This is a genomic window from Halorientalis marina (assembly GCF_023028345.1).
In the GTDB taxonomy this organism is placed as follows: domain Archaea; phylum Halobacteriota; class Halobacteria; order Halobacteriales; family Haloarculaceae; genus Halorientalis; species Halorientalis marina.
This window is the reverse complement of record NZ_CP095488.1, coordinates 156,690-173,517: the sequence shown is the minus strand read 5'-3', so window position 1 is coordinate 173,517 and position 16,828 is coordinate 156,690. Positions and strand designations below refer to the sequence as shown.

The window sequence follows — 16,828 nt, the reverse complement described above, 5'->3', positions numbered from 1 at the left end:
ACGCCGCTTCGAGTGTATTCTGGGGCTTCAAACGGGCGGTTTCGGTGTACTGCGGGTCGGTACTACCGGTGTATTTATGCCCGAGACCGAACCAGTCCCAACGAGTGATATGAGCGCTTCCCAGCTCCCGTCACGGGCGCGGACCGTCATCATCGGGGCCGGTGCCGTCGGGTGTAGCGTGGCCTACCACCTGACGGAACTCGGTGCCGAGGACGTGACAGTCATCGACCAGGGGCCGTTACCTGTCACCGGTGGCTCCTCGGTCCACGCGCCGGGGATCATGTTCCAGACCTCGCCCTCGAAGATACAGACCAAGACCGCACACTACACCAGCCGCCTGCTCTCGGACGCCGGCGTCTACGACGAGGTCGGCGGCATCGAGGTGGCCCGGAGCGATGCCCGTATGGACTTCCTCCAGCGCCGTGTCGAGAACGCCACCGCCTACGGCCTGCCCGACCCGCAGTTGCTCTCTCCGGAGGAGGTCACCGAGCACATCCCGCTGGTCGACGCGGACGAAATTCTCGGCGGCTACTACTCGCCGACCGACGGTCGCGTCGACGGCATCGCGGCCCTGCAGTGGTACATGGAGGAGTCAGACGCCGATTTCTACGGGCACACTGAGGTCACCGACCTCGAGGTCAGCGGCGGCGAAATCCGGGCGGTCGAGACCGACCGCGGCCGCATCGAGTGTGACCGCTGTGTGATGGCGACGAACAACTGGGGCTACCAGACCGGGCAACTAGCGGGGGTCGACCTGCCCATCGCGCCGGTCGAACACCAGTACGTCGTCACTGAACCGATGGACGAACTGGCCGAGTTCGGTTCGTCGGTCGGGGACAACACGACCGGGCTGGACGTGCCCGGCGACCGCTCTATCGCCGAGTACATGAGCGAGGGGCCGACCCTCCCGGTCGGGCGCGACCAGGACCACTCGCTGTACTTCCGCAACCACGGCGACGCGCTCGGGATGGGGTCGTACAATCACGAGACGCTGTCGGTCGACCCCGGGGCGATGGGGACGAACAGCGAGGAACGCCAGGCGTCCGTGCGCGGGTTCACGGAGGAACACTGGACCACCCCGACCCACCGCGGCCGGGACAAGTCGGCCAAGCAGGCGTTCGACGAACTCCTGCCGGCGACCGTCGACTACGAGTACGAGGCGACCGAGAACGGCATCTTCGTGTTCACGCCCGACGGGATGCCCGCGGTCGGCCCGACCGCCGAGGTGGACGGCCTCTGGTCGGCACTGGCGATCTGGTGGACCCACTCGGGTGGCTACGGCCGCATCGTCGCCGAGTGGATGGAAAACGGGGTGCCCCGACTCCCCTCGGGCGACGTCGACACCGGCGGCATTCACGTCCGTCGGTTCTCACCCCACGCCGGCGAGAAAGAGTACTTCGTCGACCGCGGCGCGAAACGCTACGAGCAGGTCTACAGCATCGTCGAGCCGCGCTGGCAACCCGACGACCACCGCGGACTGCGGACGAGTCCCTTCCACGGGCGACAGCAGGAACTGGGCGCGGAGTTCTACCAGAGCGGCGGCTGGGAGACGCCACAGTGGTACGAGTCAAACGCCGACCTCGTGGAGGCGTACGAAGACCGGATTCCCGAGCAGGACGGCTGGCAGGCCATCAACCGCTCGCCCATCGAGGCCGCCGAGCACCTCCACACCCGCGAGCAGGTGTCGATGTTCGATATGACCACCTTCTCCTCAATCATGGTCGAGGGGGCCGAGGCCGGCGAGTACCTCCAGCGGATGTGCTCGAACGACATCGACATCGATGTGGGACAGGTCCGTTACTCCCTGCTATTGAACGAGGGCGGGGGCATCCTCGCGGACGTGACCGTAGTGCGTCTGGACGACGACGAGTACATGGTCACGACCGGCGGCGGCAACTCCCCGCAGATCCACGGCTCGTGGCTCCGAGATCACGCCCCGGAGACGGTCTCGGTGACTATCGAGGAGGGCGCGAAGTCCACGATCGGGCTGTGGGGGCCGAACGCGCGGCTCCTGCTCCAGCGGTGTACCGATGCGGACGTCACGAACGAGGGTTTCCCCTACTTCCGGGCCAAACGGATCTACGTCGGCGAGGTACCGGTCGTCGCGCTCCGGGTGTCCTACGTGGGCGAACTCGGCTGGGAGCTGTGGGCGCCGGTCGAGTACGGCCAGCGCCTCTGGGACACGCTCTGGGAGGCCGGCCGGGACCTCGACGTGCGGCCGATGGGCGGCGGCGCGCTGAGTTCGATGCGTCTGGAGAAGGGTTACCGGCTGTGGGGCAACGACATCGACACGGACGCCAACCCCTTCGAGGCCGGCCTGCCCTTCGCCGTCGACATGGACACCGACTTCGTCGGCAAGGCGGCGCTCGAGCAGGCCCGCGCCGACGGGATCGACAACCGGATCGTCCCGATTACGCTGGACGACTCGACGGACATCATGCTGAGCGGCCGCCCCGTACTGAAAGACGGGGCGGCCATCGGCTACGTGCAGGCCGGGAACTACGGCTACTCCATCGGCGAGTCGATCGCCTATACTTACGTGCCGGACGAGCACGCCGAACACGGCACGTCGGTCGAGGTCCTGTGTGAGGGCGAGACCTACGACGCGACGGTGCGGGAAGAGCCGTTGTTCGACCCCGGCCGCGACAAGCTCATCAGGTGACCGCCCCGCGGAGACTACACTACTCATGACCGCTTCCGAATCCGAACCCGGTGAACTGCCCGTGCGGTACGCCGACATCGAGCGGGCGCGCGAGCGCCTCGACGACGACAGCGTGGTCAAGGAGACGCCGGTCGAGCGGAGCACGTCGCTCGAGGAGGTCGTCGGCGGCGAGGTGTACCTGAAGATGGAACACCTCCAGTGGACGGGATCGTTCAAGACCCGTGGCGCGTACAACAAGATCAGCCAGGACGTGGAAAACGGCGTCACTGACTTCGTGGCCGCGAGTGCCGGCAACCACGCACAGGGGGTCGCGCTCGCGGCGACCCGGTGTGGCGCCGACTCGACGATTTACATGCCGCGGAACGCGCCACAGGCGAAAATCGAGGCGACCCGCGGGTACGGTGCGGCGGTCGAACTCGTCGGCAACGACTTCCAGGAGACGATGACTGCGGCCCAGGCCGCCGTCGAGGACAGCGACGCGGCGTTCGTCCACGCATACGACGACATGGACATCATCGCCGGCCAGGGCACGCTGGGCACCGAGATGTACCACGACTGCCCGAACGTCGATACCGTCATCGTCCCCATCGGTGGGGGTGGCCTCATTAGCGGCATCTCGACGGCGATCAAGCACCTCTCCCCGGAGACGAAGGTCATCGGCGTCCAGGCGACCGGCGCCGAGACCGTCCACCGGAGCCTCGATAAGGGCATTCCGGTGACGCTGGACCAGGTCGACACCATCGCCGACGGTATCGCCACCGGCGGCATCTCCGAGACGACGCTGTCGATCATCCAGCGAAACGTCGACCGGGTCGTCACCGTCTCGGATACCGAGATCGCTCGCGCCATCCTCATGTTGATGGAGCGGGCGAAGCAGGTGGTCGAGGGTGCGGGTGCGGCGTCGGTCGCCGCGCTTCTCTCGGACGACCTCGATGTCGCCGGTGAAACGGTGATGCCGTTGCTCTGTGGTGGCAATCTCGATATGACACAACTCCGAACGGTGTTGATTCACGCGCTCATCGACCGCCAGCAACTCCTGCGCCTGCGGATCCGCATCGACGACCGGCCCGGCGTGCTCGAAGAGATATCGGGCATCATCGCTGATTTCGGGGCTAACATCCACGACGTCCGCCACGACCGGTCGGTCGACAACCTCGACGTCGGGGAGGCGTACCTCGTGTTCAACGTCGAGACCAGCGGCGCAGAACACGCCGTCGCCATCGTCGAGGCTATCGAGGGCGCCGACTACACCGTGGAGAACATCGCCAAGACTATCTGAGCGGTTCGGAAACGACGTTTCCCGCCACCACTTGACTCGTCAGCCCGGGAAAAGTTATTTGTTGAGGGCTAGACGAGACGAACCGTGTGGTAAGCTATGTATGAACACGTTCTGGTCCCGTACGACGGGAGCGACGAGGCCCGGAAGGCCGCCCAGCACGGGCTCGACCTCGCGGCAGCGCTCGACGCGACCGTTCACGGGTTGTACGTGATTGACCTGCCGGGTGCACCGCGCGCGCTCGCGCTCCGCGACGACGAGGAGGAGATGCGACGGGAGTACCGGGAGTACGGAGAGGAGGTCATGTCGGAGCTGGGGGACATGGCCGCCGAGCGCGGCGCGCCATTCGAGTCGGCGCTGCGAACGGGGTCGGTCGCGGAAGAAATCGTCGAGTTCGCCGACGAAGAGGGGATGGATGCAATCGTGGTGGGGTCGGCCTACCGGGGGAAACTCGGGAACCTCATCGGGGGGACGATGGACAAGGTCGTCCGGACCGCGACGGTGCCGGTCATCACCCGCCGGATGCGGATCGACGAGTTCGATTGAGGGCGGGTCGCGGCCGATTGGGTGGCGAGCGACCGCTCGGCGGCCAGCGTTCGTCTGCTCACCCTCTCACGAACCGTTTTTCCCTGACGTAGATGAGGACGCTAGCGCTCAAGAAACTGAGGCCGGCGATCCGGAGTGATCCAGCGGACATCGAGACGATCGCGACCCCGAACAGCACCACGACGAGCGCAGCGAGGGCGGTCGCTGGCAAGTTTACCATGCACATCGTTACCACTCGGGTCAAGTAAACACTACCGCAGCGCGGTCAGTACGAGTGTTTGAACTCCCAGTGGTAGCGACAGCTGTGACAGGTCGCCCACTCGGGCACGTCGAACGTCTGGGGGTGTCGCTGGCCGTGTTCCATGCGGTCGCCGCAAACCGGACAGATGAGATGCGCGAGCTGGAGATCGGTGAACTCCTCGTTGGAATACTCGGCGACACAGTGGTCGCAGTCGATGTCGTCGAGCGACGTGGGCTGATCGATGAGCGCGTCACAGCGGCCACAGTGGATTCGGGCCGGCGGCCTGTTACCCCACCCCACATCGCCGTCGATCGTCGTCGTGTGCGTCTCCGGGCTCGAAAGCCGGAAACTCGGCGCATCCGGATCCTTCCGCAACGGCTCGGCGAGCGCGTCATAGACCCGTTTACACCAGTCAAACACGACGTGTAGCCGATCGATCACGATACGTTGTACGGGCCCCAACCTGTTCACGACTTCACCCCCACGAAACGTTGCCGGTTTCGTCGATTCGGGCATCCGCCTCTCGTCCAGCGGTTTTTGCGACACATCCGTACACTCTCGTTCGAGTCCGATCACAGATGTAGCTTGGTGGTGTGTGCGAACTACCCACAATGGCGAAGTTTTTATAATTAATTGACTCGACCAAGGGTAGTGAGGCAAGAGAACAATCCACAATGAGGTGTGGCATGGTGTGGCCAGGTATCGCCGCACGACGACAACCGACGCTGCACGGACAATAGCGGACAGGACCACCGATCAGAGAGTGAACGAACATGATCGAACGCATCCAACGGCAAGGGGTAACGTATGGCAGATAGTGAGGAAACCACTGGCGAGATGTCCGATGGGCTCCAGGTAGAGCTGTTCCACCCGGAGTCCGACCGGGAACCGGGTGATACGAACATCCAAAAGTGGGGGTTCGACATCCACCCGATCGTCTTCCCGGTCGCGCTGGGGCTCATCGCGCTGTTCATCGCTGTGACCATCGGCCTGGGTGAACAGGCCTCGAGTGCCTACTCGGCGCTCTTTAGCTTCATCAACAGCACGTTCGGCTGGTTCTACATCTTGGCGGTGAACATCTTCATCGGCGTCATCCTGTTTTTCGCGTTCAGTAAGTACGGGAAGATCAGGATCGGCGGTGTCGAAGCCGAGAAGGAGTTCAGCGACTTCTCCTGGATGGCGATGCTGTTCAGCGCCGGCATGGGGATCGGTCTCATGTTCTTCAGCGTCTCCGAGCCCATGGGATACTTCCAGAGCGTCCCCGGGTTCTTCGGCGGCGCGGAGGCACAGACGGGTGGAGCCGGTGCGGTCGCGCTGGCACAGACGTTCTTCCACTGGGGCTTCTCCCCGTGGGCGATCTACGGACTGGTCGGCCTCGGTCTGGCCTTCTTCTCGTTCAATCGCGGCCTCCCGCTGACGTTCCGGTCGATCTTCTGGCCCCTGCTCGGCGAGCGGATCTACGGGTGGCCCGGCCACATCATCGACCTCGTGACGGTGTTCGCGACGCTATTCGGGCTGGCAACCTCGCTCGGCCTTGGCGTCGCGCAGGTCAACACCGGCATGTCCTACGTCGCGGGTGACATCCTCGGAATCGCGAGCATCCCGACCGGAACGTTCCCGCAGATCGCGCTGATCGCGGGGATCACGGCCATCGCGACCCTGTCGGTCGCGGCCGGCCTCGACGGCGGTGTCAAGCGCCTGAGTACGCTGAACCTCTACCTGATGTTCGGACTGCTCGGGTTCCTGCTCATCGTCGGTCCGACGCTGTTCATCCTCGGCTCCTGGATCGAATCCGTCGGCGTCTACCTGCAGAGCTTCCTGGCCCTGTCCTTCTTTACGGGGACGCTCGGCGAGAGCGGCGGTACGATCGGAACCACCGTGTTCTACTGGGGTTGGTGGATCGCGTGGTCACCGTTCGTCGGGATGTTCATCGCGCGCATCTCGAAGGGCCGGACGGTACGTGAGTTCGTCCTGGGCGTGCTGTTCCTGCCCGCGATGTTCTCGTTCCTCTGGCTCTCGACGTTCGGCGGCTCGGCCATCTGGCTCGAACTCGCCGGGGGCGGCGGAGTCATCTCGGCGTTGTCGGAGTCTGGACAGACCGTTGCCATGTTCGCGATGCTCAACCAGTTCCCGCTCGGTGCCATCTCGGGCGGGCTGGCGACGTTGCTGGTCATCACGTTCTTCGTCACGTCCTCCGACTCCGGGTCGCTGGTCATCGACCACCTGACCTCGGGCGGCAAACACGACGTGCCGAAGACCCAGCGTATCTTCTGGGCAGTCACCGAAGGCGGCGTCGCCGCAGTTCTCCTGCTCGGTGGCGGCCTCGGCGCACTCCAGACGGCGGCCATCACGACCGGGTTACCCTTCGCGGTCATCCTGTGTCTGATGTCTTACACCGTATACCTCGGACTCCGCAACGAGTACGAGATCCTCGAGTCCGAGGAGTTCGCCGAGACCATCGAGGAACTCACCGCGGAGGGCGACGTGGACGTCGTCACCGCCGGCGACGAGGTGGTGACCGACATCGAGGGAGCAGACCCCGAAGGCTCCGACTGAGCCGTCCGCAGTCCGTCTTTTTTGTGTGCCCGTTTCCGAACAGCGACGCGTCGCTCAGTAGTACTCCCACTCGTCGTCGTCGTTCCCCTGCTGGACCGGTCGCTCGTCTTCGTCCATGTCCTCGGGCCAGGTGATGCCGTCGCCACGAAAGTGCTTGTACGCGGTGGCCCCGAGCGCGACGAGCCCCAGCAAGAGGACGAGCGTTCCGGCGGCGACCGCCACCTGTGCCATCGATTCGAACAGTCCCCCGTCGAAGGGCGTCTGGAGCAGGACGTGCATACTGGCCATTGCACCGCCGGGCCTATGACGCTGGCGGGGGTCAGTCTCGGCGGATGGACAGGGCGTCCCGGTGGACCCACGCTCGCGTCGGGCCGCCGATACCCACCACGACGATCGCGGCCCACACGACCGCGCCGACGGCGATCCACGGCATCGCCCACGCGGCCGCGCTGACGATGCCGACGACGACGACGCCGAGCAGCGGGTCCCGCAGGCCAAGCGTCCAGGCGACCCAGACCCCGACCACAGCGAACCCGAGGCCGCCAAGCACCAGGAGGATGCCGACCACGGCCACGGCCCCGAGGACTGCGACGACCGCCGGGGCGACGCCGACCGCCGAGAGCGCAGTCGAACTGTAGGTGACAGCGAACCCGACGAGGACGAACGCCACGAGGCCGTACAGCACCGACAGGTGCGGGCGCGAGAGCGATCCCCGTGCCACTTTCAGCAGTCGGTCGCCGTAGACGTAGACCACCCACCCGCCGGCGAGGACGGTCAGCAGGAACGAGACCGCGGCCCGTGTCGGCCCGGGCGCCTCCAGGAACCGTGTGGGTTCGAGCCCGCTCCCCAGCACTGCCCACTGGCAGCTCGCCACCCCAACGCTATCAAGCATGCCCACACGTTCAGCCACGCCACCCGAAAAGGTACCGACCGGGTCGGGAGGGCCACTCTTTTTTCCGCTCCGCCCTCACGGCAACTGTGACGACCCCGACCGCGCCCGACCGTATCCTCCGGGTCGAACTGCCCGCGGAGCGGGTCCGCTCGGAGCCGGTGCCCGAGCAGTGGTACCGCCGCTATCTCGGGGGCAAGGGGCTGGGCGCACGCTATCTGTACGACGAACTCGACGCCGATACGGACCCGCTGGGGCCGGGCAACGTCCTCTGTTTCCTGCTGGGGCCGCTGTCGGGCTACCTGCCCGGCGGCACGCGATACGCCGCGGTCACGAAGTCGCCGCTGACCGGCCTGTTCCTGGACTCTTACGCCGGCGGTGAGTTCCCCGCGCGACTGGCCGGCGCGCTCCGAGACCACGTGGGCCTGCTCGTGACCGGACGGGGCGAGCGCCCGGTCCGACTCGTCGTCGCCGACGGGGACGCCAGCGTCGAACCTGCCGCAACGTGGGGGAAAGACGCCGTCGAGACGGCCCGGGCGTTCCCCGACGCGAGCGTTGCCTGCATCGGTCCGGCCGGCGAGAACCGGGTGGCCTACGCCACCATCGCCTCCGACGAGGCGGAGCACCACGCCGGACGCGGCGGGGCCGGGGCCGTGATGGGCGCGAAGCGACTGAAAGCGGTCGTCGCTCGCGGCGACCCGCCGACGCCCGACGCGTCGCTGTCGGACCTGCGCGAGCGCGCTCGCGAGCGGTTCGCGGACGGCGACACCGGCCGTTGGCTCGAGGCGTCGGGGACGGTCGAGACCGTCGACTTCGCCGACGCGGCGGACGTGCTCGCGGCCCGTGGCTGGCAGGAGCGGGGGTTCGAGGGCGCGGCGGACGTTGGCGTCGAGGCGACCCGTGAGGCCGCCACTGACCGGGAGTACGACGGCGAAAAAGCCCGCGGGTTCCGCGTCGCGACCGAAGCGGGCGAGACGGTTCCGCGAGGCGCGACGGGGATGAGTCTCGGTGCCGGCCTCGGCATCGACGACTTCGACGCCGTAGCCGCGCTCGGCGAGCGGTGCAACCGCCTCGCTCTCGACCTCATCAGCGCGGGGAACGCGCTGGCGCTGGCGATTCGAGCGACCGAAGCCGGCCGTCTCGACCGTGACCTCGCGTTCGGCGACCCGGACGCCGCGCGGCGACTCCTGTCGGCGATCGCCACCCGCGAGACGACCCTCGGGGACACGCTCGCCGACGGCGTCGAGCGGGCTGCCGACCGACTGGGGGCGACCGACCTGATACCGACGGTCAAGCGGCTGTCCCTGCCGGGGTACGACCCACGTGGCGCGCCCAGCATGGCGCTGGCGTACGCGACCAGCGACCGGGGCGGGTGTCACCGCCGCGCCCGGCCGGTCGAGCGCGAGGCCTTCGACGGGCCCTGGTCACCGTCGCGGGCGGCCGCGGCGGTCGTCGCCGCACAGGACGCCCGCGCGGTCCGCTGGTCGCTCGTCGCCGACGACTTCGTCGGCGAGTCGCTCCGGGCGGCCCCGTGGCTGGCGGCCGTCGACGCGCCGTTCGACGACCTCGTCCGCACGGGCGAGCGGATCTGGACCCTCGTGCGCCTGTTCAACGTCCGCGAGGGCGTCGACCGGGCCGACGACGCCCTCCCCGCACCGCTCGCCACCGGCCCCGACTCCCTCGACGAGTCCCGGTTCGAAGCGATGCTCGACGCCTACTACCGCCGTCGCGGGTGGGGGGCGGACGGACGGCCCGCGCGGGCGACTCTCGACAGGCTCGACCTGACAGCCGTTCGAGACGACGACACGCCGCTCTCGCACTCGTCCCCTCGCGCCGACGACTGATCGTGGAGTCGAGAGACGGACACGAGACGGCTCGAACTGCCCGTTCAGTACACCCACCGGGAGGATTTTATACAGCGCCGTCAACCGTGTGATGTGGTGACATAGCATGCGCTCTGATACGGGATCGACCGACCCGGCGGAACTCGTCCAGCGCTGGTTCGGCGAACTGTTCAACAACGGCGATCTGTGGGTTGCAGACACAATCCTCGCCGAGGAAGTCCGCTACGAGGGGCCGCCCAGCCTGAGTCCGGGGGACGTGACCGGGACGGATGCAATCAAGGAGTTCGTAACGGTGTTCCGGTCGGCGTTCCCGGACCTGCTGTACGAGGTGCAGAGCATCTCCGCGGCACACGGGGAACTACGCGTCAAGTGGTCGGCGACCGGAACACACGAGGACGACTTGTTCGGGATGGAACCGACCGGTGAAGTCTTTACCGTCGAGGGAATAAACGTATTCAGTGTCGAAGACGGCCTGATAACTGCGGTCCACGCCCAGTGGGACACGCTGAAGATGGTTCAGGAGCTCGGGGCTGTCCCCTCGGTCGGGGCCGTGGCAGAGTGAGCGGCCCCGGCGTCGTCACCAATCGTTCGTGGCCCCGACCGCGCGGAGGACGCTCGCGGTCTCTTTCACGTCGTGGACGCGCACCACGTCGGCCCCGCGCTCGGCGGCCATCGCCGTCACCGCCAGCGTCGGCGGGAGCCGCTCACCGCTCGGACAACCGATGGTCTCGAACATCGATTTCCGGGAGTGCCCGACCATGACGGGACAGCCGAGCGCCCGGAACTCCACGAGACGGTCGATCAGCTCGAACGACTCCGGCCCGGTCTTGCCGAAGCCACAGCCTGGGTCGACGACGATTTGCTCGCGATCGATGCCCGCCCGCTCGGCCAGCAGGAGCCGCTCGTTCAACTCGCGAACGACGTCTTCGGTCACGTCGTCGTAGACGACGCTCCGGTCGGGGTCGACCGGTGCCGAAAGGCTGTGCATCAACACGAGCGACGCGTCGTGGCCCGCGACGACGAACCGCATCTCCGGGTCTTCGAGCCCAGACACGTCGTTGACGATGTCGGCCCCGGCGTCGAGCGCCGCCTCGGCGACCGCGGCCTTCCGCGTGTCCACGGAGACGTACGCGTCGCAATCGCTGATAGCCTCGATGACGGGCACGACGCGGTCGATTTCCTCGCCGACCGGCACGGGGTCCGCGCCCGGGCGCGTGCTCTCCCCGCCAACGTCGACGATGTCAGCACCGTTGGCGACCATCTCCTCGGCGCGGGCGACGGCAGCGTCGAACGCGTTGTACTCGCCACCGTCGTAGAAGCTATCTGGCGTGACGTTCAGGACGCCCATCAGCGCCGTCCCGCCGGCGGTGGCGTCGAAGGGATCGTCCGGGCCGCGCCCCTGTCCGTCGAGCGCAGCCGCCAGCTCCGCGCCGACGTGTTCGAGGCCGAGCCCGGCGTCGGCGAGGCGGTCCGCCAGGCCGCGCAACTGCGGGACCGTCCCGGAGAGGAGCGTCGCGACGTACTGTCCCGGCGCTCGCTCGACCGAGCACGTGCAGTCGGCGCCGGCGGCCCCGGCGTGGTCAGCGACACGCGAGGCCTGTTCGCCGCGCAGATAGGTGCTAAAGACCTGGTGGGTGACGTCGGCGGCCAAGGACTCGCTGAATGCCGTTCCGGCCGTCGACGGGCGGCCGCTCGCGCGATGGCGTGCCCCCTTCGGCAGGAGCAGGCGCGTCCATCGGTCGCGCGCTTCGGCGACGGTGTACAGCGACCCGGTCACGAGCACGAAGTCGTTGACGTCGGCGCGGGCGAGCGCCCGCTCGGTGGCCTCCGGGACCGACGGAACCTGCTCGATTTCGTCGGCGTGGTCGGCGAACACTGCCGCGAGCGTCTCGGGGTCGGCGGCCCGGTCGTTGTCGGGCCGGGTCGCGATGGCCGTCGTCGCGTGCGGGAGTTCGGCGAGCATGCCGGCGTGGTCCTTGTCGCGCATGGCACCGAAGACGACGTGGAGGTCGTCGTAGTCGTAGCGGTCGAGCTGTCTCCCGAGGGTCACTGCCGCGCCGGGGTTGTGCGAGCCGTCGAGGACCACCGTCGGCTCGGTCTCGACGACCTCGAAACGACCCGGCCACGTCGTGTTGCGCAGCCCCTCGGCGACCGTTTCGGGTGCGACGCTCGCCACCTGCCGGGCGAGCGTGGCCGCGACGCCGGCATTCTCCGCCTGGTGCTGACCGAGCAGGGACAGGCGCGTCTCGAGCGCCCAGTCCGGGCCGGTGATGGCGACCTCGCTCTCGACGGTCGAGCGCGTGCCCGTCTCGACGGCGCGCACGTCGGCGTCGGTTGGGCCGACCGTGACGACGTCGGACTCCTCGCGGATGGCCGCGAGCGCGTCACCGGTGGCGGCCGTGACGAGCGGGCGGTCGGCGGGCGCGACCTGTGCCTTGTCGCGGGCGATCTCGGTGGTCGTGTCGCCGAGCAGGTCCGTGTGTTCGAGGCTGACGCTCGTGACGGCGCTCGCGACCGGGTCGACGGCGCTGGTGGCGTCGTAGCGGCCGCCGATGCCGACCTCCAGTACCGCCACGTCGACCGCCTCGGCGCCGAAGTGATAGAGCGCGAGGGCGGTCAGCACCTCGAAGTGGGTCGGCATGTCGTCGTCGGCCGCCAGCCGATCGAGACAGGGATCGATGGTCTCGACGAACTCGACGACGCGCGTCTTCGGGATCGTCCGATCGTTGACTCGAACCTGCTCGCGAAAGCCCTGCAGGCCCGGGGACGTGAACAGCCCCACGTCCAGTCCGGCGGCCCGGAGCACTCGCTCCAGCATCCGGGCAGTACTCCCCTTCCCGTTCGAGCCGGCGATCTGGATTGCGTCGAACGAGTCCTGTGGGTCCCCGAGGTGGGCCAGCATCCGCGCCGTCGTGTCGACCCCTAGCTTGGGCCGGTGGCGCTGCAGCGACTGCAGATAGTCCGCTGCCTCGTGGTACTCCATGACACATATCGACGCGGGGGACCTGATTAAGGTATCGCCGGCTCGCACACCGGTCCGTGACGCGACATTTATTTTTGCGGCGGTCGACCCGGCGCGTATGGAAGACTCACAGTACCTGGCGCCACGCGAGCCGTACGTCACATCGTTCGACGCGACGGTTCGTGCGGTCGACGGTCGTGACGTCGTCCTGGGACGCACCTACTTCTACCCCGAGGGCGGCGGCCAGCCAGCCGACCGCGGCACGCTCGACGGGGTCGCGGTGGTCGACGTCCAGAAGGGCGACGGTGAGACGGTCCACACCCTCGCCGACCCGCCGGCGTTCGACGCCGGCGACACGGTCGCCGCCGAGATCGACGACGAGTTCCGCACGTACAGCATGCGGGCGCACACGGCCAGTCACGTCGTATACGGTGCCGGGCGGCAACTGCTGGGCACTCACGGCTATGGCGGGTTCGACATCGGCGAGGACCGCATCCGGCTTGACTTCGAGACCGACGGCGAGGCGTCGGTGAATCCGCTGACGATCCAGCGGATGGCTAACGAGGTCGTCTGGGAGTCCCGGCCGGTCGACTGGTACGAGATGGACGCGGACGAGGCGGGCGCCCGCGAGGACATCGTCTTCAATCTCCGCGACGACGCGGCGGCCGCCGACACCGTCCGCATCGTCGAGATCGAGGACTGGGACGTGTCGGCCTGTGGGGGCACGCACGTCCGGAATACGAACGAAATCGGTCCCGTCGCCGTGCTGGACGTCTCGAATCCGGGCGCCGGCCTCGTGCGCGTCGAGTACGCCGTCGGCCAGCGGGCTATCGACGAGTGGATCGAGACACAGCGCAACGCCAGCCGCGCGGCCGAGACGCTGGACACGGGCGTCGCCGACCTCGCGAGTCGCGCGGAGAGCCTGCGTGCGGAGAACGAGTCACTGCAGGAGGAGACCGAGGTCCTGACGGAGGAACTCCTCGCGGCACGGCTGACGGCACTGGCCGAGGACACCTTCACCCGGAACGGGCGCGAGTGGGTGGCCGGGACCGTCGACGGCGTGGGGCCGAACGCGGTGGCCGACCGCGTGGGCGAACTGACCGACGGGGCCGCCGACGTGGTGCTTCTCGCGGGCCGGGACGGGAGCACGTTCGTCGTCGTCGCCACCGACGGCGAAACGGACGCCAACGACATCGTCGGCGAGGTGACCGACGAGTTCGGCGGCGGCGGTGGCGGCCAGCCGACGCTCGCACAGGGCGGCGGCCTCGACGCCGACCCCGAGACCGTCGTCGCGTCCCTCCGCCCGGACTGAGGCAACCTCGTCGTGTCCGCCACGGAACACGACGTGTCGGAGGCTCCGGTGTCCGTCCCGTCCAAACACGTCCCCTCTCGTTGATGTCAGATACGCGAACACTCTTGGGGCGGTGTGGAAAACGTGGGCGTGAGATGTCTTCCGATGACAGACAAGAGCCGATTCCGACGGACTACGACATCGCCCAGTCGACGGAGATGGAGCCGATCTGGGAACTCGTCGAGCCGTGGGGGCTCGGGCTCGACGATCTCCAGTACTTCGGCGAGTACACCGCGAAAGTAAAACACCACGCCATCGAGCGCCTCCGCGAGGAGGCAGAAGACAAGGCGAACAACCTCGTGCTCGTGACCGGGATGACACCGACGCCGAAGGGCGAGGGGAAGACGGTCACGACGGTCGGCCTGGGGCAGACGCTCAACCACATCGGCGAGGAGGCGATGATCGCCATCCGCGAGCCGTCGCTCGGCCCGGTGTTCGGCGTGAAGGGCGGCGCGGCCGGCGGCGGGCGCTCGCAGGTCCTTCCGATGGAGGACATCAACCTCCACTTCACGGGCGACCTGCACGCGCTCACGGCAGCGCACAACCTCATCTCGGCGATGCTCGACGCGAAACTGACCAACGACGACGACTTCGACGTGGACGTGACCGACGTACGCTGGCCCCGCGCCATCGACATGAACGACCGCGCGCTTCGGAACCTCGTGGTCGGGCTCGGCGGCAAGACCGGCGGCACTCCCCGGGAAGACAACTTCCTGCTCACCGCGGCCTCGGAGCTGATGGCCGCTCTCTGTCTGGCCGACGGCCTCGGCGACCTGAAAGAAAGGGTCGCCCGCATCATCGTCGCTTACGACGAGGACGACGACCCCATCACTGTCGACGACATCGACGCCACCGGGCCGGCCACGATGTTGCTCCGTGACGCTATCAAGCCGAACGTCGTCCAGGCCATCGAGGGGACGCCCGCCTTCGTCCACGGCGGCCCGTTCGCGAACATCGCCCACGGGACCAACTCGCTCATCGCGGACAAGACCGCCTTCGGTATGGCCGACTACCTCGTCACCGAGGCCGGGTTCGGCTCGGACCTCGGCGCCGAGAAGTTCATGAACATCGTCTGCCGGCTCGGGGACATGACGCCCAACGCCGTCGTCCTTGTCGCCTCGGTCCGGGCGCTGCAGTACCACGGCATGGACCAGTGGCCGGTCGACTACGACGGGATCGACGACGCCGGCGTCGAGGCCGTCGAGCGCGGCTTCGAGAACCTCGACAAGCACATCGAGAACCTCCAGAAATTCGGCGTCCCGGTCGTCGTCGCGGTCAACCGGTTCCCCGACGACGACGACGCCGAAGTCGAGGCCGTCATCGAGCACTGCCGGGACGACATCGGCGTGAAGGCCGCCGAGTCGACCGTCTTCGAGAACGGGAGCGAAGGCGGCGAGGAACTCGCCGAGTGCGTCGTCGCGGAGGTCGAGGCCGGCGGTGGCGAGGACTACGCCCCGCTGTACGACGAAGACGAGCCGATCACCGACAAAATCGAGACCGTCGCTACCGAGATTTACGGCGCCAACGGCGTCAAATACACCGGAGCCGCGCTAGACGACATCGAGCAGATGGAGGACCTCGGCTTCGGCGACGTGCCGGTCTGTCTCTCCAAGACCTTCCATTCGCTGTCCGACGACGCCACGAAGAAGGGCGCACCGACGGACTGGGAACTGGAGATCAGCGAGGTCTACCCATCCGCCGGTGCCGGCTTCATCGTCGCGCTCACGGCCGATGCCCTGACGATGCCGGGCCTGCCCGCCGACCCCGCCGCCGCCAATATGGACATCGACGAAGACGGCAACATCTCCGGGCTGTTCTGAGACCCGCCCGTCCGTCGCCGCCGACCCGTGGTTCGTCGCCGACCCCCTCGGTCCTCCCATGAGACCGCGGCCGCTCGCAACCGGGACAGGGGTATCCCTGGCGCCACCGCGTACACTAGATTTAATTCATCGCCAACAATTCTCTAGAAAGGGATGTACGACAACCTCCTCGTTCCCACTGACGGGAGCGAACAGGCGGGGAACGCGGTAGAAGAGGGAATCCGGCTGGCGAGCGAACTCGACGCGACCGTCCACGCGCTTCACGTCGTCGACGAGTTCGAGGCGAAGATCGTGCCCATCACTGGCGAACAGGACGAGAAACGTGCCGAGTACATCGAGTACGGCGAGCGGATCACCGGTGAGGTCGCCGACCTCGCCGAGGACGCGGGCCTCGACTGCATCACCACCGTCGAGACCGGAATCGCGAACAAGAAGATCGCCTCGTACGTCGAAGAGAACGACATCGACATGGTCGTGATCGGCTCGCGCGGCCTGGGCGGCGTCGAGGAGATGCTGCTCGGGAGCACGGCGGACAAGGTCGTCCGTCTCGTCGACGTGCCCGTGACGGTCGTCTACAAACGACCCACCGAGTCGCTCCGCTGGATGCTCCCGTCGGCCGAAGACACGATCCACCGCTGAGTCACACCGACGGCCGCCCCGGCGGTGCCGACCTGGGTCCGG

Annotated in this window: 14 protein-coding genes; 9 read left to right on the top strand and 5 right to left on the bottom strand. The window is 67.5% G+C overall.

The features are described 5' to 3' along the window. The first annotated feature begins 109 nt into the window (after positions 1–109). The 3 genes from MUG96_RS19810 (at position 110) to MUG96_RS19800 (ending at position 4,484) form a co-directional block, all read left to right on the top strand. Positions 110–2,662, top strand: a complete 2,553-nt coding sequence (locus MUG96_RS19810) for a GcvT family protein (RefSeq protein WP_246989404.1) — start codon at positions 110–112, stop codon at positions 2,660–2,662. Positions 2,663–2,687: 25 nt separating this feature from the next. After that, a complete protein-coding gene (ilvA, locus tag MUG96_RS19805) occupies positions 2,688–3,941 on the top strand; it encodes a threonine ammonia-lyase (protein WP_246989403.1) in 1,254 nt (417 codons plus the stop codon). A 96-nt stretch (positions 3,942–4,037) separates the two neighbouring features. Next, the gene (locus MUG96_RS19800) at positions 4,038–4,484 is read left to right on the top strand and encodes a universal stress protein (protein WP_246989402.1); all 447 of its coding nucleotides are present in this window, start codon (positions 4,038–4,040) and stop codon (positions 4,482–4,484) included. Positions 4,485–4,542: 58 nt separating this feature from the next. Here MUG96_RS19800 and MUG96_RS19795 read toward each other — a convergent pair whose 3' ends face one another. Both MUG96_RS19795 and MUG96_RS19790 read right to left on the bottom strand, forming a co-directional pair. Continuing rightward, positions 4,543–4,704: a hypothetical protein gene (locus tag MUG96_RS19795; RefSeq protein WP_246989401.1), complete on the bottom strand. Its 162-nt coding sequence runs from the start codon at positions 4,702–4,704 to the stop codon at positions 4,543–4,545. 45 nt (positions 4,705–4,749) lie between these two features. Further along, on the bottom strand, positions 4,750–5,166 hold the full coding sequence (locus MUG96_RS19790) for a hypothetical protein (protein WP_246989400.1): 417 nt from the start codon (positions 5,164–5,166) through the stop codon (positions 4,750–4,752). A gap of 366 nt (positions 5,167–5,532) precedes the next feature. Between MUG96_RS19790 and MUG96_RS19785 the strand changes: the two genes are divergently transcribed. Further along, complete coding sequence (locus MUG96_RS19785; RefSeq protein ID WP_246989398.1) at positions 5,533–7,281, top strand: BCCT family transporter; 1,749 nt, start codon at positions 5,533–5,535, stop codon at positions 7,279–7,281. A 54-nt stretch (positions 7,282–7,335) separates the two neighbouring features. Here the strand turns inward: MUG96_RS19785 and MUG96_RS19780 are convergent, their stop codons facing one another. Both MUG96_RS19780 and MUG96_RS19775 read right to left on the bottom strand, forming a co-directional pair. Continuing rightward, on the bottom strand, positions 7,336–7,560 hold the full coding sequence (locus MUG96_RS19780; protein WP_246989396.1) for a hypothetical protein: 225 nt from the start codon (positions 7,558–7,560) through the stop codon (positions 7,336–7,338). 40 nt (positions 7,561–7,600) lie between these two features. Continuing rightward, on the bottom strand, positions 7,601–8,173 hold the full coding sequence (locus MUG96_RS19775; RefSeq protein ID WP_246989394.1) for a hypothetical protein: 573 nt from the start codon (positions 8,171–8,173) through the stop codon (positions 7,601–7,603). An 86-nt stretch (positions 8,174–8,259) separates the two neighbouring features. On the opposite strand from MUG96_RS19775, the gene MUG96_RS19770 reads away from it, so the two are divergent. Together MUG96_RS19770 and MUG96_RS19765 are read left to right on the top strand one after the other, a co-directional pair. Continuing rightward, complete coding sequence (locus MUG96_RS19770; RefSeq protein ID WP_246989392.1) at positions 8,260–10,014, top strand: aldehyde ferredoxin oxidoreductase family protein; 1,755 nt, start codon at positions 8,260–8,262, stop codon at positions 10,012–10,014. 106 nt (positions 10,015–10,120) lie between these two features. Then, a complete protein-coding gene (locus MUG96_RS19765) occupies positions 10,121–10,576 on the top strand; it encodes an ester cyclase (protein ID WP_246989390.1) in 456 nt (151 codons plus the stop codon). 15 nt (positions 10,577–10,591) lie between these two features. Here MUG96_RS19765 and folP read toward each other — a convergent pair whose 3' ends face one another. Further along, positions 10,592–12,997 (bottom strand): dihydropteroate synthase, encoded by a 2,406-nt coding sequence (folP, locus tag MUG96_RS19760; RefSeq protein WP_246989389.1) that lies wholly within the window; start codon positions 12,995–12,997, stop codon positions 10,592–10,594. 97 nt (positions 12,998–13,094) lie between these two features. Between folP and MUG96_RS19755 the strand changes: the two genes are divergently transcribed. The 3 genes from MUG96_RS19755 to MUG96_RS19745 all read left to right on the top strand — a co-directional run bounded on the left by MUG96_RS19755 (position 13,095) and on the right by MUG96_RS19745 (position 16,786). Next, positions 13,095–14,288 carry an alanyl-tRNA editing protein gene (locus MUG96_RS19755; protein ID WP_246989387.1) on the top strand — a complete coding sequence of 398 codons (1,194 nt, stop codon included), beginning with the start codon at positions 13,095–13,097 and terminating at the stop codon, positions 14,286–14,288. Between the two features lie 134 nt (positions 14,289–14,422). Next, entirely contained in the window at positions 14,423–16,147 is a 1,725-nt protein-coding gene (locus MUG96_RS19750; RefSeq protein WP_246989385.1) for a formate--tetrahydrofolate ligase, read from the top strand. A gap of 153 nt (positions 16,148–16,300) precedes the next feature. Further along, entirely contained in the window at positions 16,301–16,786 is a 486-nt protein-coding gene (locus tag MUG96_RS19745; protein WP_246989383.1) for a universal stress protein, read from the top strand. Positions 16,787–16,828: the final 42 nt, after the last annotated feature.

Bases quoted from the DNA above. Each gene is read 5' to 3' on its own strand.
- MUG96_RS19810 (WP_246989404.1), top strand. From the start codon at position 110: ATGAGCGCTTCCCAGCTCCCGTCACGGGCGCGGACCGTCATCATCGGG.
- ilvA (WP_246989403.1), top strand. From the start codon at position 2,688: ATGACCGCTTCCGAATCCGAACCCGGTGAACTGCCCGTGCGGTACGCC.
- MUG96_RS19800 (WP_246989402.1), top strand. From the start codon at position 4,038: ATGTATGAACACGTTCTGGTCCCGTACGACGGGAGCGACGAGGCCCGG.
- MUG96_RS19795 (WP_246989401.1), bottom strand. From the start codon at position 4,704: ATGGTAAACTTGCCAGCGACCGCCCTCGCTGCGCTCGTCGTGGTGCTG.
- MUG96_RS19785 (WP_246989398.1), top strand. From the start codon at position 5,533: ATGGCAGATAGTGAGGAAACCACTGGCGAGATGTCCGATGGGCTCCAG.
- MUG96_RS19780 (WP_246989396.1), bottom strand. From the start codon at position 7,560: ATGCACGTCCTGCTCCAGACGCCCTTCGACGGGGGACTGTTCGAATCG.
- MUG96_RS19775 (WP_246989394.1), bottom strand. From the start codon at position 8,173: ATGCTTGATAGCGTTGGGGTGGCGAGCTGCCAGTGGGCAGTGCTGGGG.
- MUG96_RS19765 (WP_246989390.1), top strand. From the start codon at position 10,121: ATGCGCTCTGATACGGGATCGACCGACCCGGCGGAACTCGTCCAGCGC.
- folP (WP_246989389.1), bottom strand. From the start codon at position 12,997: ATGGAGTACCACGAGGCAGCGGACTATCTGCAGTCGCTGCAGCGCCAC.
- MUG96_RS19755 (WP_246989387.1), top strand. From the start codon at position 13,095: ATGGAAGACTCACAGTACCTGGCGCCACGCGAGCCGTACGTCACATCG.
- MUG96_RS19750 (WP_246989385.1), top strand. From the start codon at position 14,423: ATGTCTTCCGATGACAGACAAGAGCCGATTCCGACGGACTACGACATC.
- MUG96_RS19745 (WP_246989383.1), top strand. From the start codon at position 16,301: ATGTACGACAACCTCCTCGTTCCCACTGACGGGAGCGAACAGGCGGGG.